At 64.4% G+C, this 20873-nt stretch carries 22 protein-coding genes; 11 read left to right on the top strand and 11 right to left on the bottom strand.

The window, feature by feature from the left end:
* Positions 1-6: 6 nt before the first annotated feature.
* Entirely contained in the window at positions 7-639 is a 633-nt protein-coding gene (locus tag NKI18_RS01630; protein ID WP_023676355.1) for a class I SAM-dependent DNA methyltransferase, read from the bottom strand.
* A 103-nt stretch (positions 640-742) separates the two neighbouring features.
* Between NKI18_RS01630 and NKI18_RS01625 the strand changes: the two genes are divergently transcribed.
* Positions 743-1645 carry a phosphotransferase gene (locus tag NKI18_RS01625; protein ID WP_352614455.1) on the top strand — a complete coding sequence of 301 codons (903 nt, stop codon included), beginning with the start codon at positions 743-745 and terminating at the stop codon, positions 1643-1645.
* On the opposite strand, the gene NKI18_RS01620 is transcribed toward NKI18_RS01625, so the two are convergent.
* From NKI18_RS01620 to ilvD, 3 genes are all read right to left on the bottom strand, one after another.
* Positions 1642-2562, bottom strand: coding sequence for a DMT family transporter (locus tag NKI18_RS01620; RefSeq protein WP_023676358.1), 921 nt, complete (start codon positions 2560-2562; stop codon positions 1642-1644). The two genes, NKI18_RS01625 and NKI18_RS01620, sit on opposite strands and share 4 nt — an antisense overlap.
* Before the next feature lie 115 nt (positions 2563-2677).
* Positions 2678-3952 carry an amidohydrolase family protein gene (locus NKI18_RS01615; protein WP_352469954.1) on the bottom strand — a complete coding sequence of 425 codons (1275 nt, stop codon included), beginning with the start codon at positions 3950-3952 and terminating at the stop codon, positions 2678-2680.
* Between the two features lie 231 nt (positions 3953-4183).
* Complete coding sequence (gene ilvD / locus NKI18_RS01610) at positions 4184-6028, bottom strand: dihydroxy-acid dehydratase (RefSeq protein WP_352614456.1); 1845 nt, start codon at positions 6026-6028, stop codon at positions 4184-4186.
* A gap of 288 nt (positions 6029-6316) precedes the next feature.
* Here ilvD and NKI18_RS01605 point away from each other — a divergent pair, with 288 nt between their 5' ends.
* The gene (locus NKI18_RS01605) at positions 6317-6790 is read left to right on the top strand and encodes a VOC family protein (RefSeq protein ID WP_352614458.1); all 474 of its coding nucleotides are present in this window, start codon (positions 6317-6319) and stop codon (positions 6788-6790) included.
* Between the two features lie 169 nt (positions 6791-6959).
* Here the strand turns inward: NKI18_RS01605 and NKI18_RS01600 are convergent, their stop codons facing one another.
* The 3 genes from NKI18_RS01600 to NKI18_RS01590 form a co-directional block, all read right to left on the bottom strand.
* Complete coding sequence (locus NKI18_RS01600) at positions 6960-8552, bottom strand: peptide chain release factor 3 (protein ID WP_352614459.1); 1593 nt, start codon at positions 8550-8552, stop codon at positions 6960-6962.
* Positions 8553-8639: 87 nt separating this feature from the next.
* A complete protein-coding gene (locus tag NKI18_RS01595; protein ID WP_352614461.1) occupies positions 8640-9566 on the bottom strand; it encodes a haloalkane dehalogenase in 927 nt (308 codons plus the stop codon).
* Between the two features lie 4 nt (positions 9567-9570).
* Complete coding sequence (locus NKI18_RS01590) at positions 9571-10161, bottom strand: TetR family transcriptional regulator C-terminal domain-containing protein (protein WP_352614462.1); 591 nt, start codon at positions 10159-10161, stop codon at positions 9571-9573.
* A gap of 117 nt (positions 10162-10278) precedes the next feature.
* Between NKI18_RS01590 and NKI18_RS01585 the strand changes: the two genes are divergently transcribed.
* Entirely contained in the window at positions 10279-11355 is a 1077-nt protein-coding gene (locus NKI18_RS01585; RefSeq protein WP_352614463.1) for an NAD(P)/FAD-dependent oxidoreductase, read from the top strand.
* On the opposite strand, the gene NKI18_RS01580 is transcribed toward NKI18_RS01585, so the two are convergent.
* Positions 11349-12719, bottom strand: a complete 1371-nt coding sequence (locus NKI18_RS01580) for an amidase (RefSeq protein WP_352614464.1) — start codon at positions 12717-12719, stop codon at positions 11349-11351. The genes NKI18_RS01585 and NKI18_RS01580 overlap by 7 nt on opposite strands.
* Before the next feature lie 172 nt (positions 12720-12891).
* Complete coding sequence (locus NKI18_RS01575; protein ID WP_352614465.1) at positions 12892-13107, bottom strand: DUF6356 family protein; 216 nt, start codon at positions 13105-13107, stop codon at positions 12892-12894.
* Between the two features lie 115 nt (positions 13108-13222).
* Here NKI18_RS01575 and NKI18_RS01570 point away from each other — a divergent pair, with 115 nt between their 5' ends.
* From NKI18_RS01570 to NKI18_RS01560, 3 genes are all read left to right on the top strand, one after another.
* The gene (locus NKI18_RS01570) at positions 13223-13693 is read left to right on the top strand and encodes an Lrp/AsnC family transcriptional regulator (RefSeq protein WP_352614466.1); all 471 of its coding nucleotides are present in this window, start codon (positions 13223-13225) and stop codon (positions 13691-13693) included.
* 84 nt (positions 13694-13777) lie between these two features.
* On the top strand, positions 13778-14263 hold the full coding sequence (gene dut, locus NKI18_RS01565) for a dUTP diphosphatase (protein ID WP_352614468.1): 486 nt from the start codon (positions 13778-13780) through the stop codon (positions 14261-14263).
* A 13-nt stretch (positions 14264-14276) separates the two neighbouring features.
* Positions 14277-14933, top strand: coding sequence for an HAD family hydrolase (locus NKI18_RS01560; RefSeq protein ID WP_352614469.1), 657 nt, complete (start codon positions 14277-14279; stop codon positions 14931-14933).
* Positions 14934-14966: 33 nt separating this feature from the next.
* Here NKI18_RS01560 and NKI18_RS01555 read toward each other — a convergent pair whose 3' ends face one another.
* Positions 14967-15551, bottom strand: a complete 585-nt coding sequence (locus tag NKI18_RS01555) for a TetR/AcrR family transcriptional regulator (RefSeq protein WP_352614471.1) — start codon at positions 15549-15551, stop codon at positions 14967-14969.
* 81 nt (positions 15552-15632) lie between these two features.
* Between NKI18_RS01555 and NKI18_RS01550 the strand changes: the two genes are divergently transcribed.
* The 4 genes from NKI18_RS01550 to NKI18_RS01535 all read left to right on the top strand — a co-directional run bounded on the left by NKI18_RS01550 (position 15633) and on the right by NKI18_RS01535 (position 18870).
* Positions 15633-16043 (top strand): SRPBCC family protein, encoded by a 411-nt coding sequence (locus NKI18_RS01550; RefSeq protein ID WP_352614472.1) that lies wholly within the window; start codon positions 15633-15635, stop codon positions 16041-16043.
* 75 nt (positions 16044-16118) lie between these two features.
* Positions 16119-16976, top strand: coding sequence for a hypothetical protein (locus NKI18_RS01545; RefSeq protein ID WP_352614473.1), 858 nt, complete (start codon positions 16119-16121; stop codon positions 16974-16976).
* Between the two features lie 77 nt (positions 16977-17053).
* Positions 17054-17857: an isocitrate lyase/PEP mutase family protein gene (locus NKI18_RS01540; RefSeq protein ID WP_352614474.1), complete on the top strand. Its 804-nt coding sequence runs from the start codon at positions 17054-17056 to the stop codon at positions 17855-17857.
* Between the two features lie 14 nt (positions 17858-17871).
* Positions 17872-18870, top strand: a complete 999-nt coding sequence (locus tag NKI18_RS01535; protein ID WP_352591191.1) for a proline racemase family protein — start codon at positions 17872-17874, stop codon at positions 18868-18870.
* Here the strand turns inward: NKI18_RS01535 and NKI18_RS01530 are convergent.
* Entirely contained in the window at positions 18801-19562 is a 762-nt protein-coding gene (locus NKI18_RS01530; protein WP_352591194.1) for a sulfate transporter family protein, read from the bottom strand. The two genes, NKI18_RS01535 and NKI18_RS01530, sit on opposite strands and share 70 nt — an antisense overlap.
* Positions 19563-19775: 213 nt before the next feature.
* Between NKI18_RS01530 and NKI18_RS01525 the strand changes: the two genes are divergently transcribed.
* Complete coding sequence (locus NKI18_RS01525) at positions 19776-20768, top strand: adenosine kinase (RefSeq protein ID WP_352591197.1); 993 nt, start codon at positions 19776-19778, stop codon at positions 20766-20768.
* The last annotated feature ends 105 nt before the right edge of the window (positions 20769-20873 follow it).

Here is a 20873-nt window from a genome sequence, read left to right as displayed (position 1 = left end):
TCAGCCTCAGTTCACGATGAGCACCAGCCCCCGGCTCGGCACGGTATCGGCCTCGCCTGGCATCGAAACATAGGGCGGCGTCTCTTCGGCGCGCGTGACGGTGCCTTGCGCCTCGAGCTCGGCGATCCGCGCGGCAAACCCGGCATCCCACAGCGTGTTCTTCACTGTCAGCACGATCACCCCGCCCGGCCGGCAGATGCGGATCAGCTCGTCCAGACCCTCGGCCCCGACATGGCCGGACGTGAAGACGCCGGCTGAGATGATCCCGGCATAGGCGTCGTCCACGAAGGGCAGCGGTCCGCCAAGCGCCAGGCAGTGAAGCGCCGAATAGACGCCCTTGCGCGCGGCTTGCGCCAGCATGCCTTCCGAGATGTCGAGCGCCTCGACCTGCGGATAACCGGTAATGGCAAGCCATTCGCCGATGAGCCCGGTGCCCGCGCCGGCATCGAGCAGAGGAGCGGCGCCGCGCGGCAGATGGCGGGCCAGCAAGGCAAGGCAGATGGTGGGATGGCGATAGCCAGCCGCCGACATGTCGGCGTCATAGGTGCCTGCCCAACTGTCGTAGAGCGCCGCGACGTCTTCCGGCCGCTTCGCCGCATAGGCTGCGGCGAGTGCGCTCTGCTGATTGCTGTCCGTCATCGCTTTCCGTCGCCTGGTATCGATCCGCAACGCGATCATAGCCAAACGGCGAAAACTGTGGAACCGTCGTCGTCCCAATAACACGGGGAAAGGAGCGAAATCCATGGCGGACGACCGGGCGCGCGCCGCACTTGCGGCCATTCCGATGCTGGCCGGCTATGACGGCCCTCTGGAACGGCTCGGCGGTCTCACCAACCTCGTCTTCAGGGGTAAGGATTTCTGCCTGCGTATCCCCGGCAAGGGTACCGAGGAATACATCAACCGCGCCAACGAAGCAGTGGCGGCGCGGGAAGCGGCGAAGGCCGGCGTCAGTCCCGATGTGCTGCATGTCGATGCCGAGACCGGCGTGCTGGTGACCCGCTTCGTTGCCGGTGCCGAGACGATGTCACCGGAAAAGTTCAAGACTCGGCCGGGCAGCCCGGCACGCGCCGGCAAGGCCTTTCGCAAACTGCACACATCCGGCGCGGTGTTCCCCTTCCGCTTCGAGCTGTTTGCGATGATCGACGATTATCTGAAAGTGCTGTCAACCAAGGACGTCGCCCTGCCTGCCGGCTACCACGATGTGGTCCGCGAGGCGGAGGCAGTGCGCTCAGCACTTGCGGCTCAACCTCTGCCGATCGTCGCCTGCCACTGCGACCCGCTCTGCGAAAACTTTCTCGATACGGGCGACAGGATGTGGATCGTCGACTGGGAATATTCCGGCATGAACGATCCGCTCTGGGATCTCGGCGACCTCAGCGTCGAAGGGCAATTCGACGCCGCGCAGGACGAGGAGATGACGCTGGCCTATTTCGGCGGCGAGCCGAGACCGGCGGAGCGCGCCCGCATCGTCATCTACAAGGCGATGTGCGACCTGCTGTGGACGCTGTGGGGACTGATCCAGCTTGCCAACAAAAATCCGGCCGACGACTTTCGCGCCTATGCCGACGGCCGGTTTGCGCGCTGCAAGGCACTGATGGAGATGCCGGAATTTTCGCGGCATCTCGCAGCGGTGCGCCGGGGTTAATTCACACCCTTCGGCACGTTTTCCGGCGGTACCGTGTCGACCACCTTCTGGCGGTGGAAGATGAACAGGCCGGCCAGCACGACGATGGCCGAGCCGACCAGGATGCGCGGCCCAGGCACATCGCCGAAGAAGGCCAGGCCGAAGACCACTGCCCACAATAGCAGGCTGTAATGCAGCGGCGCCAAGGTCGAGGCAGGGGCAAGCTTCAACGCCCGGGTGATCATCAGGTGCGCGCCGCAGGAGACGACGCCGAGAAGCAGCATGGCGCCGAAATCGAGCGATGACGGCGTCTTCCAACTGCCTATGGTCAACGCAGCGCCGACCAGCAGCGTGCCGATGGTCTGCCAGGTGACCAGCGAAGTGTCGCTGGTGCCGCGCAGCCGCCGGTTGAGGATGATGGCGAAGGCAAATGAAATGCTGCCGGCGAGCGCGAACATCGACGACAGGGAGAACGCGGCCGAGGATGGCTTCAGCATGATCAGCACGCCGCAGAAGCCGACCAGGATCGCCGCCCAGCGGCGCCAGCCGACCCTTTCGCCGAGCAGGAAATGCGACAGCGCCGCCACATAGATCGGCCCGGCCATGTAAAAGCTCATCACATCGGCGAGCGGCAGATAGACGACCGCCGCGTAGAACAGCGCCGTGTCGAGCGTCGTCATCACCACGCGCAGCAGCTGCAGCTCCGGCCGCTCCATGCGAAACAGCTTGGCCGCACCCTGATGTGCAATCATCGGCCCGAGTATGAAAAACGCGCCGATCGAGCGGATCAGCACGACCTGGCCGACGGAAAAACTGGCGACCAGCCACTTGCCCATCGCGTCGTTCAGCGCAAACAGGAAGTCGCCGGCGAGCATCAGCAGGATGCCGGCCAGCAGCACGTTCATGATCGTTGAGTACTGGGCTGCGGGCCGCGCCATTCCGTTACCGGTTCCTCGCCGTGGGGTACGGTGACCCGCGTCGTAGTCGCAAGCTGCGGCCATGACGAGGCGAAAATCGAGAATTCGGTAAGACCAGCGCCGGAAATCGGCTGGACTAAGCGTGGCGCCGGTTCACCGTGCCCGGCCTTCCGGCGATCGAAAGCCGCGTGTCCTGCCGGCTGCGCTCGGCCACCACCTTGCCCCTGGCGATGACGCAGAGGCGCTCGGGGCGCAGGCGCAGCGCTTCGACCGGATTGCCGGCATCGAGAACGACCAGGCTGGCGCGCTTGCCGACCGCCAGGCCAAGGTGGTCGAGGCCCATGATGGCGGCATTGACGTTGGTGACCATGTCGAAGCAGCGCGCCATCTCGGCCGGGCTCGACATCTGCGCGACATGCAGGCCCATGAAGGCGACGTCGAGCATGTCTGCGGTGCCCAGCGAATACCAGGGGTCGAGCACGCAATCCTGGCCCCAGCCGACGCGGATGCCTTGCGCCAGCATCTCCTTGACCCGCGTCAGTCCGCGGCGCTTGGGAAAGGTGTCGTGGCGGCCCTGCAGCATGATGTTGATCAGCGGATTGGGGATCGCCGAAACGCCGGCCTCGGCAATCAGCGGCAATAGCTTCGAAACGTAGTAATTATCCATCGAATGCATCGATGTCAGGTGCGAGCCGGCCACTCTGCCCTGCAACCCGAGCCGCTGCGTCTCATAGGCAAGCTGCTCGATGTGGCGCGACAGCGGATCGTCGGTCTCGTCGCAATGCAAGTCGACCATCAGGCCGCGCTTCGCCGCGATTTCGCAGAGCTCGGTGACGGAGCGCGTGCCGTCGGCCATTGTGCGCTCGAAATGCGGAATGCCGCCGACGACATCGACGCCTATGTCGAGCGCCCGGATGGTGTTGTCGCGCGCCGTCGGCGAGCGGTAAAACCCGTCCTGCGGGAAGGCGACCAGCTGCAGGTCGATATAGGGGCCAACCGTCTTCTTCACGTCGAGCAGCGCCTCGACCGCCAGCAGGCGGTCGTCGCAAACATCGACATGGGTGCGGATGGCGAGCAGGCCCATCGACACCGCCCAGTCGCAATAGGCGAGCGCACGGTCGCGCACCGCTTCGTGGGTCAGAAGCGGCTTCAACTCGCCCCAAAGCGAGATGCCTTCGAGCAGCGTGCCCGAGACATTGATGCGCGGAATGCCGAGCGAAAGCGTGGCGTCCATATGGAAATGCGGATCGACGAAGGGCGGCGAGACCAGATTGCCATGGGCATCGATCGCCGTGCCGGCGCTGACGTTCAGCTCGGGCTCTATCGCTGCGATCGTTTCGCCGACGATGCCGATATCCGCGATCCTGCCGTCGGGCAGCGTCCCGCCGCGCACCACAAGGTCAAAATCCATCTAGCGCCACCTCGTTCAAAAAAGCCGTTTCTTTCCATGCAGCGTGCTGCCGCAAGGCGGAACCTTCAGGCGCGGCCCTTCCCTTCTCCCCTTGTGGGAGAAGGTGGCCGCGAAGCGGCCGGATGAGGGGTGTTCCAGCTTGGCGCCGACGACACTCCGTCCAGCACCCCTCAACCGTCTTGGCGCTGCGCGCCAATCCACCTTCTCCCACAAGGGGAGAAGGAAAAGCCTCTATTCCGGCACGTACCGCACCGCCCCCTTGGCGGCACTTGTCGCCATCGCCGCATAGGCGCGCAAGGCCGTCGTCACCTTGCGCTTGCGCTTTTCTTCGGGCTTCCAGGCAGCCGTTCCCCTGGCCTCCATCGCGGCGCGACGGGCGATGAGTTCGGCGTCGTCGACAGCAAGCCTGATGGTGCGGTTGGGGATATCGATCTCGATCGTGTCGCCTTCCCTGACCAGCCCGATCAGACCGCCTTCCGCGGCTTCCGGCGAGACATGGCCGATCGACAGGCCGGAGGTGCCGCCGGAAAAACGACCGTCGGTGATCAGTGCGCAGGCTTTGCCGAGGCCTTTCGACTTCAAATAGCTGGTCGGGTAGAGCATTTCCTGCATGCCTGGTCCGCCGCGTGGCCCTTCATAGCGGATGACGACGACATCGCCGGCCTTGATCTCGTTCGACAGGATCGCCTTGACGCTGGCGTCCTGGCTTTCGAACACTCTTGCCGGACCGGTGAATTTCAGGATCGATTCATCGACGCCCGCCGTCTTCACGATGCAGCCATCGAGTGCCAGATTGCCTTTCAGCACGGCAAGGCCGCCATCCCTGGAGAAAGGATGTTCGGCCGAGCGGATGACGCCCTTCTCGCGGTCGAGATCGAGATCGTCCCAGCGGCGGTCCTGGCTGAACGCGACTTGCGTCGGCACGCCGCCGGGTGCCGCCAGGAAGAAATCGCGGACATTCTGGCTGGTGGTGCGCGAAATATCCCAATGATCGAGCGCTTCGCCGAGGCTTGCGGTGTGCACCGTCGGCAGGTCGCGGTTGATCAGCCCGGCGCTATCCAGCTGGCCGAGGATCGCCATGATGCCGCCGGCGCGGTGGACATCCTCCATGTGGACGTCGGCCTTGGCCGGCGCCACTTTGCAAAGCACCGGCACCCGCCGCGACAGCCGGTCGATGTCCTCCATGGTGAAGTCGACCTCGCCCTCATGTGCCGCGGCGAGGATGTGCAGCACGGTGTTGGTCGAGCCGCCCATGGCGATGTCGAGTGTCATGGAGTTCTCGAAGGCGCCCTTCGAGGCGATGCTGCGCGGCAGCGCGGTGTCGTCGTCCTGCTCGTAATAGCGCTGGGCAAGATCGACGATCAGGTGGCCGGCCTCGACGAACAGGCGCTTGCGGTCGGCATGCGTCGCCAGCGTCGAACCATTGCCGGGCAAGGACAGGCCGAGCGCCTCGGTCAGGCAGTTCATCGAATTGGCGGTGAACATGCCGGAGCAGGAACCGCAGGTCGGACAGGCCGAGCGTTCGATGGTCCTGACGTCCTCGTCGGACACCTTGTCGTCGGCGGCCGCGACCATAGCGTCGACCAGATCAAGCGCCTGGCTCTTGCCGGCGAGCACCACTTTGCCGGCCTCCATCGGCCCGCCGGAGACGAAGACGGTCGGGATGTTGAGGCGCAGCGACGCCATCAGCATGCCGGGCGTGATCTTGTCGCAATTCGAGATGCAGACCATCGCGTCGGCGCAGTGCGCGTTGACCATGTATTCGACCGAGTCGGCGATCAATTCGCGCGACGGCAGCGAATAGAGCATGCCGTCATGGCCCATGGCGATGCCGTCATCGACGGCAATGGTGTTGAACTCCTTGGCGACGCCGCCGGCTTTTTCGATCTCGCGGGCAACCAGCTGGCCGAGATCCTTCAAATGGACATGGCCCGGCACGAATTGGGTGAAGGAATTGACCACGGCAATGATCGGCTTGCCGAAATCCGAATCCTTCATGCCGGTAGCGCGCCACAGGCCGCGGGCGCCGGCCATGTTGCGGCCATGGGTGGTGGTGCGGGAACGGTAGGCGGGCATTGAACTGTCCTTGCTGTCTGCGTCGCGCCCAAAGGTGCGGAAAACCGGAATTGAGCCGCAGGCCTTATAGACGGCACACTCTGGTCTGGCCACAATTTTGCGCTGCGCCAGGGTGCGGAACGAGCGGCCAGCCAAAGACGCAGCCGGTCCAGGCCGTAAAAAAGTCAGAAGTGCTGTCGGATCGTGTTTTGCTCGAGCGTCCTTGAGCAGACGGCGGGACCGGGCATCAATTGCCAGCCGGCCGTTTTGCGAGTGAAACAAGCCAAAACCAGCCCGAGGAGCAAGAGAATGCAAAAGATCACCCCCTGCCTGTGGTTCGACGACCAGGCCGAGGAGGCCATGAACCATTACATCTCCATCTTCAAGAATTCGAAGGTGCTGAGCGTGATGCGCTGGCCCAAGGGCAGCGGCGATAATGAGGGCAAGGTGCTGATGGTCTCATTCGAGCTCGACGGCGTTCAGTTCCAGGCGCTCAACGGCGGCCCGCAATTCAAGTTCACCGAGGCAGTCTCGCTCTCCATCGACTGCAAGACGCAGGAAGAGGTCGACTATTTCTGGGACAGGCTCATCGCGGGCGGTGGCCAGCCCAGCCAGTGCAGCTGGCTGAAGGACAAATTCGGCCTCTCCTGGCAGGTCGTTCCCGAGCAGCTGCCCAGGCTGCTGTTGGACCCCGACAGGGAAAAGGCCGGCCGCGTGATGCAGGCGATGATGCACATGAGCAAGATCGACATCGCCAAGATCGAAGAGGCAGCGAAAGGGTGAACGAACGCGATCTTTCCTTCTCCCCCTGTGGGAGAAGGTGGATCGGCGCGAAGCGCCGAGACGGTTGAGGGGTACTGGACGGAATGAGACGTTGGTGTTTCCTGGAACACCCCTCATCCGTCGCCTTCGGCGACACCTTCTCCCACAAGGGGAGAAGGGAAGGGGCGCATCAAGCCGCTCTGTCGCGGACCTGATAATCCTTGACCGCGGTGAAGCGGATCGCCTTCCAGCGCTCGGCCTCGTAGTTGAGCGAGAAGGCGTGCTGGGCGAGGAACACCGGATCGTTGTCGAGATCGCGCGCGATGTCGCCGCGATGCGCCTCGATGAAGCGCTGGAGTTCGGCCTTGTCGTCGGCCGATATCCAGCGGCAGACGGAAAAGCGCGACATCTCGAAATCGACCGGCAGTGTGTATTCGAAGTTTAGCCGCTCCTTCAAGACGTCGAGCTGCAGGGCGCCGACGACGCCGACGATGGCTGGCGAGCCGTCCTCCGGCGAGAACAATTGCACGACGCCTTCCTCGGCCATCTGGTGCAGTGCTTCCCTGAGCTTCTTGGCTTTCATGGCATCGCCGAGGCGAACGCGGCGCAGGATTTCAGGCGCGAAATTCGGCACGCCGCGAAACAGGATCTCCTCGCCCTCGGTCAGCGTGTCGCCGATGCGCAGCGTGCCGTGGTTGGGGATGCCGACGACATCGCCGGCGAACGCCTCGTCGGCCGTGACGCGGGTACGGGCGAAGAAGAATTGCGGTGCCGACAGGCTCATCGGTTTTCCCGTGCGCACCAGCTTGGCCTTCATGCCGCGCTCGAGCTTGCCGGAGCAGACGCGGACGAAAGCGATGCGGTCGCGATGGTTGGGGTCCATATTGGCCTGGATCTTGAAGACGAAGGAGGTCATCTTGTCCTCGGTCGCCTCGACCTTGCGGCTGTCGGCCTCCTGCGCGCGCGGCGGCGGCCCGTAGGCGCCGAGCGCCTCGATCAGGTCGCGCACGCCGTAATTGCGCAGCGCCGAACCGAAATAGACCGGCGTCAAATGGCCCTCGCGGAAGGCATCGAGGTCGAGCGGGCGACAGGCCGCGCGCGCCAGCTCCAGCTCCTCGATGAAGGCCTCCCGCTCGTTCTCCGGCAACAGGCCGGCGACGCGGTTGGAATCGGGTCCATTGACCGGCGTGCGCTCCTTTTCGGCGTCGCCCTTGCGCACCGCGTTCAGCGCCAGATGGTAGGTCCCGGAAAAGGTCTTGCCGCGGCCGATCGGCCAGGTGATCGGCGCTGTATCCAGTGCCAGCTTCTGCTCGATCTCATCGAGGATGTCGAATGGGTCTCGGCTTTCGCGGTCCATTTTGTTGACGAAGGTGATGATCGGGATGTCGCGCAGCCGGCAGACCTCGAACAGTTTCAGCGTGCGCGGCTCGATGCCCTTGGCGGCGTCGATCACCATGACCGCGCTGTCGACCGCCGACAGCGTGCGATAGGTGTCGTCGGCGAAATCCTCGTGGCCGGGCGTGTCGAGCAGGTTGAAGACGGTGTCCTCGTATTCGAAGGTCATCACCGAGGTGACCACCGAAATGCCGCGCTCGCGTTCGATCTTCATCCAGTCCGAGCGGGTCTGGATGCGGTCCTTCTTGGCCTTGACCTCGCCGGCAAGCTGGATGGCGCCGCCGAACAAAAGCAGTTTTTCGGTCAGCGTCGTCTTGCCGGCGTCGGGGTGGGCAATGATCGCGAAAGTGCGGCGGCGCGATACCGCTTCTGTAATCATTTCGGACATTTTTCAGGATTTCCGTGTGAGGCCGGGCTTCTAGCAGCGGAGTGCAGAGCTGTCGACCTCTCCGGCGGCCGCGGCCACGTCCCGACGTCAGGCCGATTCGGTCGCTCGGCTCTCGAAGGCCACCTCCGGAATCCACTCGGCAATTGCGGCGCCGATCCTGTCGGCATGGTCCTCCTGCAGATAATGCGCGCCGGGTCCGAGATCGATCAACCGGCAGTTCTTCAGGCCGGCCGCGAATTCCCGTGCCGCCTGCGGCGAGACGAGGGCCCCCGGATCGCCTGAGAAAAGCAGCTTCGGGTAGGAGGAGAGCCGGAGCGCCCGATGGTCGTGCTCGCTGATGGCAGCGACATCGGCGGGCTGGCCTTCAATCGGCAGGTCGCGCGGCAGCCGCAGGATCGGCTTGCGCGATTGCGGCGTCGGGAACGGTGCCCGGTAGGAGGCCATTTCCTCATCGCTCATCGTGCGCAGCACCGCAGCCGGCAGCACCTTTTCGACAAAGACGTTATCTTCCAGGACAAGCTTCTCACCGCCGCCAGGCGTGCGCATTGCCTTGAACAATTCGCGCGCCTGCGGACGCTGGTGGAAATCGTCCCAGCTCTCGAAGGGACGGATGAATTCCATGAAGGCGAGGCCGAGGATCCGCTGCGGCCGCCGTGCGGCGAGATGGAAGGCGAGCGCGGTGCCCCAGTCCTGCGCGACGACAACCATGTCGGTGATGCCAAGCGTCTCGATGAAGGCGTCGAGATAGCGGACGTGGTCGAAGAAGCGATAGTCGATGTCCGGCTTGCCGGATTGGCCATAGCCGATCAGGTCGGGCGCAATGCAGCGGCCGAACGGCGCCACATGCGGGATGATGTCGCGCCAGATGTAGGACGACGTCGGGTTGCCGTGCAGGAAGAGCACCGTCGGGCCAGCCGTGCCTGCCTCGACATAGGAGATGGTGGAATCGAGCACCGCGACTTGCGAGCGTGGCAACATTGTGCGGGATTGCTGCTTTTCGAGTTTCGGGTTCATCGGATCAGCTCCTTTTTGCGAAGACTGTTTTGAAGACGATATTCTTGAAACGCTCGAGCGGTTCGGGACTGCGCTCCACCTTCATGCGCAGCATCGCGCCTTGCCAGGAACTCAACAGGAAATCGGCGAGGTCCTCGGCATCGAACGCGTCGGTGATGTCGCCGGCCGCCTGGCCCTCGGCGATGCATTCGGCAAAGGGCTTACGCCAGCGTTCGAAAATGGCGACGAGTTGCAGCCTCAGCGCCTCGCTGTGAGCCGCCGTCTCGAGGCTGAGATTGCCGATCATGCAGCCCCGTGCCCAATCATGCGCCTCCAGCTTCGACGTGATGATTTCGAGATAGCGGCGCAAGCGCCCGACCGGGGGCGTGCCGTCCCGAGCAAGGGCCTGCTCCACCAAACCGCTCACATAGGCGAAATAGCGGTCCAGCACCTTGCCGGTGAACGCCTCCTTGGAGACAAAATGATTGGTGAAGGACCCCGGGCGGGCATCGGCCGCGGCGACGATGTCGCGTACGCCGGCGGACGAATAGCCGGAATTCCAGATGGTTTTGAAACCGGCGTCGAGAAGTTTTTCGCGAAGTGAATGTCTGGCCATGCCGGTATAATACGTACGTACGTATTAAAGTCAAGAAGCATATTTTATACCGCGCGCTCTTGGCAGAACCCACGGGCAATGGCATCGCAGTGGTGGCGTCGGAACGAGGAGTGGAGCATGACAGCGGCGAAACAAGTCATCGTCATCGGCGCCGGCATCATCGGCGCCTCCATCGCCTGGCACCTGACCAGGGCCGGGGCAAAGGTGACGGTCATTGCCGGCAGCGGCGCCGGCGGCGTCGCGACACCGAATTCCTTTGCCTGGATCAATGCCAGTTGGGGCAATCCGGAGGTCTATTTCCGCCTACGCATTCGGTCGATGGCCGAATGGACGCGGCTGGCGAACGAGGTGCCCGGCATCCCGTTGCAGTGGTGCGGTGGCTTGTGCTGGGACCTGCCACGTCCCGAACTTGAGGCCTATGCGGCCGAGCACTCCGCATGGGGCTACGGCATCGAGCGTGTCGACCGTGCCGGAGCGGCGCGTGTCGAGCCCAATCTGGCCGAACTTCCCGATTTCGCCCTTTATGTCGCCGAGGAAGGCGTTGCCGAGCCGGTCGCCGCCACGCAAGCACTGCTGGCCGACGCCGAACGGCGCGGCGCGCGAATTGTAGCCGGGACGACCGTCACCGCTCTGGTGCAAGCCAACGGCAGGATTGCCGGCGTCGATACATCCGGCGGGCGGATTGCTGCCGACGAGGTGGTGATCGCGGCCGGAGCCGGCTCTCCGGCACTAGCGGCAACAGCCGGGATAGAACTGCCGATCGAGACGCCGCCCGGCCTGATCGTGCATTCGCGCCCCTACGAAAAGCTGCTCAACGGCCTGGTGATCGGCGACCGCCTGCATATGCGCCAGACGGCGGAAGGCCGCATCATCGCCGGCTCGGATTTCGGCGGCGCCGATCCCGGCATGGATGCCGCAGCCACCGCCGGCGACCTGTTTGCGGCGATGAAGGCGATTTTGCGCGGCGCGGATGAGCTGGAACTCGATTTCCACACCATTGGCTACCGGCCGACGCCGGTCGATGGCTTTCCGATCATTGGCCGCGCCGAAGGCACGAGCGGCGTCTACGTCGCGGTCATGCATTCCGGCATCACGCTGGCACCGGCCGTCGGCCTGTTCGCCGCCCGCGAAATCCTCGACGGCGAGCGCGATCCGCTGCTTGATCCCTACGGGCTGGCGCGGTTTACTCAATAACCGGGCGGGCGGCGAAAGCCGCCGGCCAGCGGGTCGATTGCCCTGGCGATCCCGAGCAGGCGCGACTCCGACCAGCGTTTGCCAACAAGCTGTAGTCCGATGGGCAGGCCGTCGCGATCCTGCCCGCAGGGCAGCGACAGGGCGGGATGGCCGCTGTAGTTGAACACCGCGCCATAGGCCGGCAGCATCCAGTAGCTTTGCTCGCTACCGTCGACCTCGATCGGCGTTCCCGGCTCGCAATGCGGAAAGGCCGTGGTCATGGCGACGGGGCACAGCAAGGCATCGCAGCCGTCGAAGAACCATTCCCATGCCAGGATGGAGCGGTCGCGGCGGGCGAGCACCTCGAACCAGCGCGAGACCGGCGTCGGCTTCTCCGGTGGTTCGGGCTGCGTCGCCTCCAGCATCATGCCGATCAGCGCACCGCCTTGTGCTAGGTCGTCGTGCAGGTCGAGCTTCGGCAATTCGGCCTCGACGATGGCGCCCGCAGCCTGAAGCTCTTTTGCCAGACTTTCGACCGCCGCGCTGATCTCGCCGGCCACCGGAAAGCCCGGAAAGGACGGCGCGACGGCAATCCGCAAATTTCTGAGATCCAGCTCCGGCATGGTTTCGACCGGTACCGGCGCAAGGTCGGTATCGCTTCCATCCGGCCCGGCAATGAGGCCGTAGATCAGTGCCAGGTCCTCGACACTGCGCGCCATCGGTCCGAGGCAGGAGATCAGCCTCACGCTGCGCGGCGCCCCGCCTGGATCGGGGAAGGCGCCGGCGAGCGAGACGCGGTGCTCGGTCGGCTTGAGGCCGTAGACGCCGCAAAAGGCAGCGGGCAGCCGGATCGAATCCTGCATGTCGGTGCCGACCTCGAACGGCGTCATTCCGGTGCCGAGCGCCGCCGCCGCACCGCCACTGGAGCCGCCGGCGGTGCGCTGGAGATTCCAGGGATTGCCGGTGCGGCCAAACAGCGGATTGCTCGACTGCCAGTCACCGAGCATTGTCGCCACGTTCGTCTTGCCCACCAGTATGCCGCCTGCCGCCTTCAGCCGGGCAACGACCGGACTGTCTGCTCTCGGGGCATAGTCGGCGAAAGCCGGGAAGCCGACAGTGGTTCTCATGCCCGCTGTTTCGTGCGTGTCCTTCAGTGTGAACGGCACGCCGTATAGCGGCCCAAGGGCCTCGCCGCGCGCCTGGGCTTCGTCGGCCTTGCCAGCGCGTTGCCGCGCACCTTCCCGATCGAGGGTTACGACTGCGTTGACCGCCTCATTGTGCCTGTCAATTTGCGTCAGATGCGCGTCCAGCGCTTCCACAGCGGAAATCTTGCGGTCGCGAATGGCGGCAGCCAATTCTGTCGTCGGGGAAAAGACGATATCCATCGTGGATGCTCCGGGCTATCGCGCCGCGCTCCTCAAAATGGCGGATTGCGGCGCGGCTTCAAGCCTGGCTCGACATTTCGACGATGGCGGCGCTTGATCGGGATTGCGCTGCCGGGATCCGTTGAGCGTTGGCCCTGTCCAGCGGCCTCGCCGCGCTCGGCGCCTCTACGGCCTACCGTCCCCTGTTGTGCGTCCGTTCGTAGAGCTCACGGATGATGCCGCTTGCCGTAGACTCAAACAAAAACGGCAAGAAAGCGTGAACGAGCGCGGCAAACGCCGCCAGGAACAATCTCGACGAGAACCATGCGGCGAAAGCCATATGGCCGAAATAGCTCTCGCCGACCGTGGCCGGATGAGAGGTGAAAAGTCTTGCGAGCCGTGCGGTCATGTCGATCCCTCCTGCCGGCATGAAGAGCCGGCGATGAGTATACTGGCATGGGTGTTCGGTTCATCGGTCTCAAATTGTCCTTGTGAAAGGCTGAATTTTGGGACAAACATCCCACATGGCGCCGGAAATCGACGAAATAGACCGGAGATTGCTGGCCGAGCTGCAACGCGACGGCACGCTGTCCGTCGACCAGCTCTCGGCAAGGATATCGCTGTCGCGCAATGCCTGCTGGCGCCGGGTCAAGCGGCTGGAGGAAGACGGCGTCATCACCGGCCGCGTGGCGCTGGTCGATGCCGACAAGCTCGGGCTCGGCCTTTCCGTATTCATCCTGATCCGCACCTCGAACCACGATCCGGACTGGCTGCAAAAGTTCCGGGCGGCGGTGACCGGTTTTGCCGAGATCACCGGCGCCTACCGCATGTCCGGCGATCTCGACTATGTCCTGCGCGCCCGCGTCGCCGATGTGAAGGCCTATGACCGGCTCTACCAGCGGCTGATCGGCAAGGTGGCGCTGTCGGACGTTTCGGCCTCCTTCGTCATGGAGGAGATCAAGGAGACCACGGTCGTTCCGATGGAACTGCGCTGAGGCGGAACCGCGCTGAAAGAAAGCCGTTGATAGCATTGCCGCCGAGTTGACTGAACCGGCGTTCGCGACGATAGGATCAGCCTCATGCGCGCAGCACTTTATCCCACCTCCGTCATCGGTCCGGCTGTCGGCTTCGTCAGGCTGTCGCATGGCGAGGGCTTGCCGCTTCCGGCCTATGAAAGCTCGGGCGCCGCCGGCATGGACCTGCGCGCCGCCGTCCCGGACGACAGGCCGCTTTTGATCCTGCCGGGAAAGCGTGTGCTGGTGCCGACCGGGCTGGTCCTGGAAATTCCGGAGGGCGTCGAAGGCCAGGTCCGGCCGCGTTCGGGCCTCGCCTTCAAGCACGGGCTCACCTGCCTCAACACGCCGGGCACCATCGACAGCGACTATCGCGGCGAGGTCAAGGTGCTGCTGATCAATCTCGGCGACGAGGATTTCGCGGTGACGCGCGGCATGCGGATCGCCCAGATCGTCTTCGCCCCGGTGACGCAGGCGACCGTCGAGGAGCGCACATTGGCTGGCGGCACGGCGCGCGGCTCGGGCGGTTTCGGATCGACCGGCACGGCCTGATGAGCGCAGCGAAATGAAGATACCCAAGCTCGTCATCTTCGATTGCGACGGGGTTCTGGTCGACACCGAGAACCTGGCCAATCGGCGCCTCGCCGAGTGGCTGACCGCGGCCGGCTTTCCGGCCAGCTTCGAATATTGCCGCAAGAATTTCTCCGGCCGCAGCATGGTCTCGGTGCAGAAGGAAGTCGAGGCGACCGGCGTCAGCCTCGGCGCCGATTTCGTCGAGCGTTGGAACGCCGGCCTGCCGGACCTGTTCGCGCATGGCGTCGAGGCCATCCCCTACGTTCGCGAGTTCATCGAAACCGTGCACGCCGCCGGCATCGCCACCTGTGTCGCCTCGTCGGCACGGGTGTCCAAAATGCACATCACGCTCGGCCAGACCGGACTGCTGCCGCTGTTCGACCATGCGCTGTTCAGCTCGACCATGGTCTCGCGTGGCAAGCCGTTCCCCGACCTCTTCCTGCATGCGGCAGCGACGATGGGCTTCGCGCCCGCCGACTGTATCGTCATCGAGGACAGCGTCGCCGGAACGACAGCCGGCATCGCCGCCGGCATGCGCGTCTATTCCTACCACGGCGACCCGCTTTCCGACCGCGATGGACTGATCGAAGCCGGCGGCATCCTATTCGACGACATGCGTAAACTGGCCGGGCTGGTGCCGATCCACTGACCGCCTTTGCGCAGGCTGCATGCGCGCCAGATCTCAGACCGGGCGCGGCGCCCCAAGTACTCGGTCGACCGTGTCGCGTATGAGAGTGCGCAGATTGGCCGGCCTGTCGAGATGACTGACGACAAGGAGGCCGTCGGCCGCCACTGTTAGCGCGTCTGCGGTGCGGTCCGGATCGGGATTTGCGTCAGCGATCAGCAGATCCCTTAGGATGCCCCACTTCCAGTGACGATGCTTATCGATTGCCTCGCGAACCGGGCTTCTCGGGTCGGGGTATTCGGCCGCGGCATTTTGGAACGGGCAGCCGCGGTAGCCCGGCTGATCCGCCGCATCGGCGATGAGATCGAATATGGCAAGGATCATCGGGCGAGGTGGCCGCCGGTTAAGGCTCGCGATGGCGGCCCTTCCTCCCTTGCTGAGCTCCTCGATGTTGGCGCGGACGAGATCGTCCTTGGCCGCGAAGTGATGATAGAACGTCGCCTTGGCAACGCCGGCCTCGGCGATGATGCGGTCGATGCCGACTGCGCGCACTCCCTCCAGAGAAAACAGCGCGGTCGCCGTATCGAGGATGCGACGGCGCGCAAGACTTTCGGGACGATCGTTGATTCGGGCTGCGGACATGCCTTGACCGTATAGCAGACAGGTCTGTATACATCCACATGTAGACAGACAGGTCTACCTGTTAACAGAGGACCAGCGAACATGGCTTCGATAATCAGGGAAATCATCGTAGATGCTTCGCCGGAAAGCGTATGGGCGACGGTGGGCGACTTCGCCGGCGGCGCCCAACGGATAGCCCCAGGCGTTTTCGTCGACTGCCGGGTGGAGGAGGGCGACGTACGGGCCCTTACTTTCGCCGACGGCAAGATCGTGCGAGAGCGGCTCATCGCCCGCGACGAGCAGAGCCGGCGGATCGTGTGGGGATGGCTCGGCGACGAGATCACCCACGATAATACCTCCATGCAGGTCTTTGCCGAGCGCGAGGGCCGGAGCCGCCTGGTCTGGATCCACGACACTCTGCCCGACGAACTCGGCACGTGGCTCGCAGCCGCCATGGATCAGCTGGTGCCGGTTTTCCAGCAGACTCTGGCGAGCCAAGCCAAGCCAACATAGTGAGGCAACGCCAGGTGTTTCCTCTTGGCCGCAAAATGCTTTAGCTTGCGCGCGCCCGACATAACGAGCGCGCGCATGACCTTCTCCCTGCTTCGTTTCATCTTTGCCTGCCTGCTGCTGCCCTGTCTTTGGACGACGGCCAGCGCGGAGGCCGTCAGCTTCCCGGAGCTCGGCAGCGCCGTCCCCGGCCACGGCGATGTCACCTATCTCGATCTCGCCAGGATGGTCATTCCCGATCTGACCGCGGACAAGGCCGGCTTTTTCCGGGGTTCGATTCCCATCGAGATGCGCCACATCGCTGGACCGGACTACGACGGCTCGCCGCCGGCGACGTCGGGTCTTTCCAGCGGCGACGTGCTCGACATCAAGGCCGGCGGCAAGGACCGGCTGGCGATGCTGCTCGACCTCGGCGACTCGCCTGACAGCGCCGAGGGCTATGCAGTGCTGGCACTCTACGACATCACCGGCAAGCCGGCCTTGCTCGACGCGGTCAATGTTGCCGTCGACCGCAGCACCTACTTTCGCGATCCGGGCAAGCTGTCGATCGGGCCCGGCGATGACGTCATCATCACCACGAGCACGCATTTCAATTCGAGCCAGGGCTATGTGATCGCGCCGCTGGTCATGGTCCGCAACGACAGGTTCGAGCTGATCGACATGATCTATACGTTCGACGAAAACCTCTGCACCAACCGAAGGACGCAGAATGCGGCCTTCCAGGCGACGGCCGACGGCCAGCCCTATGCAGCCATCAAGGTTACGGTGACCGACGCGACAGTGCCGGGCGATGAAAGCTGCGACGGCCAGCCGCCGCCAGAGGCGTCTTCGCGCGACATTTCCGTCACCTATCATTGGGACAAAAACGCTTCGCGTTACGTCAAGGATTCCGATGCGCTGGACCGATTGGCAGGAGAGAACGCCAAACGCTTCTGAGCCAACCGCAATTATTTGCCCGGCGCGTTCCGCCGGGCTAGAATTTCCTTCATAATCCGCACCGGAGGGGAGCATCCATGGATAAGGGCAAGATTTTTCGCGACCTGCATACATCGATCTTCGTCATGGCCAATTCATGGGACGTCGGCACGACCAAGCTCTTGGCCTCATTCGGCTTCAAGGCGCTGGCCACGACCAGCGCCGGCTTTGCCTTTTCGCGCGGCCTGCCGGACGGCGCGGTGACGTTCGAGGCGATGATCCATCATTGCCGTGAAGTGTCAGCGGCGACCGGGCTGCCGGTTTCGGCCGACCTCGAAAAGGGCAAGGGCGACAGCGCGACAAGTGCCGGCGAGACCATCTTCGCCGCCGAGGCGGCTGGCCTCGCCGGCTGCTCGATCGAGGACCATACCGGCGAGCCCGCCAAGCCGATCTATGATTTTTCGCATGCCGTCGATCGCGTCGCGGCGGCGGCGGAAGCGGCACGGGCACTGAAACGCGATTTCGTCTTCACCGCGCGGGCCGAGAATTTCCTGTGGGGCAAGCCCGATCTCGACGACACGATCAAGCGGCTGCAGGCTTTCGAGAAAGCCGGCGCCGACGTGCTCTATGCACCGGGCCTGGGCGACATCGAGATGGTGCGAACCGTCTGCTCGGCGCTGACCAAGCCGGTCAACGTCATGGCCAGGCCCGGCTTCACCATCGCCGATCTTGCCGTGGCGGGGGTAAAGCGCATCTCGCTCGGCCCATGGCTGACCAATTTCGCCTTCGGCATGCTGGAGACCGCGGCGCGCGAGATCCAGCAGGATGGCACCTTCGGCTTCACCCGCGCCGCCATGCCGTTCGGCAAGCTGCAGGCGCTGTTTGCCAAATCTTCAGCCTAGGTCGGGCCCGGCGAATGACGCTCACCGTGGTCGACATGCACACCGGTGGCGAGCCGCTGCGGATCGTCACCGGCGGCTACCCCGACATTCCCAAGGGCACGATCCTCGAAAAGCGTGCCTATGTGCGCGACCATCTCGATCATCTCAGAAAGATCCTGATGTTCGAGCCGCGCGGCCATTACGACATGTATGGCGCACTGCTGGTGGAGCCCGACCTGCCGGGCGCCGACCTCGCGGTGCTGTTCATGCACAATGAGGGCTATTCGACGATGTGCGGCCACGCCATCGTCGCGCTCGGCCGCTACTCCGTCGACGAGCGGCTGGTGGCGCCACGCGAGCCGATGACGACCGTCAATATCGAGGCGCCATGCGGGCTGATTTCGGCTGCGGTCGAGGTAAAGGATGGCAAGGCCGGCGCGGTGTCCTTCGAAAGCGTGCCGGCGTTTCTGTTCACCGGCGACCAGCGGATCGAGCTGCCGGGCTATGGTCCGGTCGGCTTCGACATCGCCTATGGCGGCGCCTTCTATGCACTGGCCGACTGCCGCCAGTTCGGGCTGGAATTTGGCAGGAACCGCGTCCGCGATTTCGTCGATGCAGCGACCGCGCTGACTGATAAGCTGAAGGCCGAATTGCCGCTGTCGCATCCCGACCATGCTGATCTCGCCTTTCTCTACGGCACCATCCTGACCGACGGACAGGATGCGTTCTCCGATACGCCGACCAAAAACATCTGCGTTTTCGCCGACGCCGAGGTCGACCGTTCGCCGACCGGCTCCGGCGTCACCGCGCGGCTGGCGGCCATGCACGCCAAGGGCCAGATCGAGATTGGCCGGACGCGGCTGTTCGAGAGCATCGCCGGCTCGCGCTTTTCCGGCGCCGTCGTACGCACGGCCACAGCCGGGCCGCATGACGCCATCATCGCCCGCGTCGGCGGCCGCGCCTATTACTCAGGGCGGGCCGAATTCATCGTCGAGGACGACGACGAACTGGGCAGGGGTTTTCTGCTGAGATAGCTCCCTTCCCGTGCCGAGATCGCCTTGTGCAGGTGCACCATCATGACGGCGGCGAACAGCGGCGTCAGAAGATTGAGTAGCGGCACGGCGAGGAAAGCGGCGACCACCAGCCCGGCCAGGAACACGGTGATGGAGTGCTTTCTGCGCAGCGCCTTGGCCTCGGCCTCCGGGCGAAAGCGCATGGCGGCGAATTCGAAGAACTCGCGTCCGAGCAGATACCCATTGACGATGAAGAAAGCGGCGATGTTCACGCCCGGCACCAAGAGCAGCAGCAGGGCGACGATGTTGCCGAGGATAACGACGCCGAAAAATCGGATCGCCAGCACCAGCGAGCGCAACGCCGGCACGGCGCGGCCGGGCGGGTCGTTTGGATAATCCGTGCGCTCGACCACTTCGGCGACGTCGTCGAGGAACAGGCCGGCGATGATCGCCGTCACCGGCGCGATGAGCAGCGCCAAGCCCAGCGCAAGGCCGATGCCGGCGACGACGGCGCCCAGCCATCCGGCCCAGGAGGGTAGGGCGGGGAGCCATGCATCGATCCACGGCCAGGCCAGCCATTCGAACAAGCTCTTGATCCCGAACCAAAGCGCCGCCAGCGCCAGCAAGGTCAGCCCCAGCGTCTTCAGGAACACAGAACGGAATTCGGGCGAGAACAGCCGGCTCAAGGCGGCACGGGCGGCGTCGAGGATCACGGCGTTTCCAATTCCATGTCAAACGAGGCCCATGGGCGATATTTCGGGATAGGCGGAGACAGGTCGCGAGACAAGCCCAAACCGCGCGATACGAAGCATGCGTTCTGCCCGGATTTATAACTCGCGGCCTAGGCAAAGCCGCATCAAACCGCTAGACCCGCCCGCGCCCGGCGTGGCAGAAAGCCGGTGGGTTTTTGGCGGAGACATGAATTGATGCCGGACTATGACGTGCTTTGTGTCGGAAATGCCATCGTCGACATCATCGCCCAGTGCGACGAGGCGTTCCTGGAGACGAACGGCATCATCAAGGGCGCGATGAATTTGATCGACACGAGGCGCGCCGAACTGCTCTACAGCCGCATGGGCCCGGCCATCGAAGCCTCGGGCGGCAGCGCCGGCAACACGGCGGCGGGCGTCGCCTCCTTCGGCGGCCGCGCCGCTTTCTTCGGCAAGGTCTCCAACGACGCGCTCGGCGAAATCTACGCGCATGACATCCATGCCCAGGGCGTCGCCTTCGACACCCGGCCGCTCAGCGGCGAGCCACCGACGGCGCGCTCGATGATCTTCGTCACGCCGGACGGCGAGCGCTCGATGAACACCTATCTCGGCGCCTGCGTCGAACTCGGCCCGGAGGACGTCGAGGCCGACAAGGCGTCGGGCGCCGCCGTCACCTATTTCGAGGGCTATCTGTGGGACCCGCCGCGCGCCAAGGAAGCGATCCGGCAGACGGCGAAACTCGCCCACGCCGCCGGGCGCGAAGTGTCGATGACATTGTCGGATTCGTTCTGCGTCGACCGCTACCGCGACGAGTTCCTCGATCTGATGCGCTCCGGCACCGTCGACATCGTCTTTGCCAACAGCCACGAGATCAAGTCGCTCTACCAGACCGCGTCGTTCGACGAAGCGCTGGCGCGGATCCGCAAGGACTGCAAGATCGCCGCCGTCACCCGCTCGGAAAAGGGCTCGGTGATCGTGCGCGGCGACGAGACCGTGACCATAAATGCGACCAGGATCCGCGAGCTGGTCGACACCACCGGCGCCGGCGACCTCTATGCCGCCGGCTTCCTCTACGGCTACACGCAAGGCCGCAGCCTGAAGCAGTGCGGCGATCTCGGCTCGCTGGCAGCCGGGCTGGTCATCCAGCAGATAGGCCCAAGGCCACGCCAGAATTTGCGCAGAGAGGCCGAGCAGGCCGGGCTGCTGTAGCGGCATCTCTTCCTTCTCCCCCTGGGGGAGAAGGTGGATCGGCGCGCAGCGCCGAGACGGTTGAGGGGTGCTGGACGGAGTGCTGCCGGTGCCAAACTGGAGCAC

This window comes from Mesorhizobium sp. M0800 (assembly GCF_040320095.1).
Lineage (GTDB): Bacteria > Pseudomonadota > Alphaproteobacteria > Rhizobiales > Rhizobiaceae > Mesorhizobium.
This window is presented reverse-complemented; position numbering and strand designations above follow the sequence as displayed.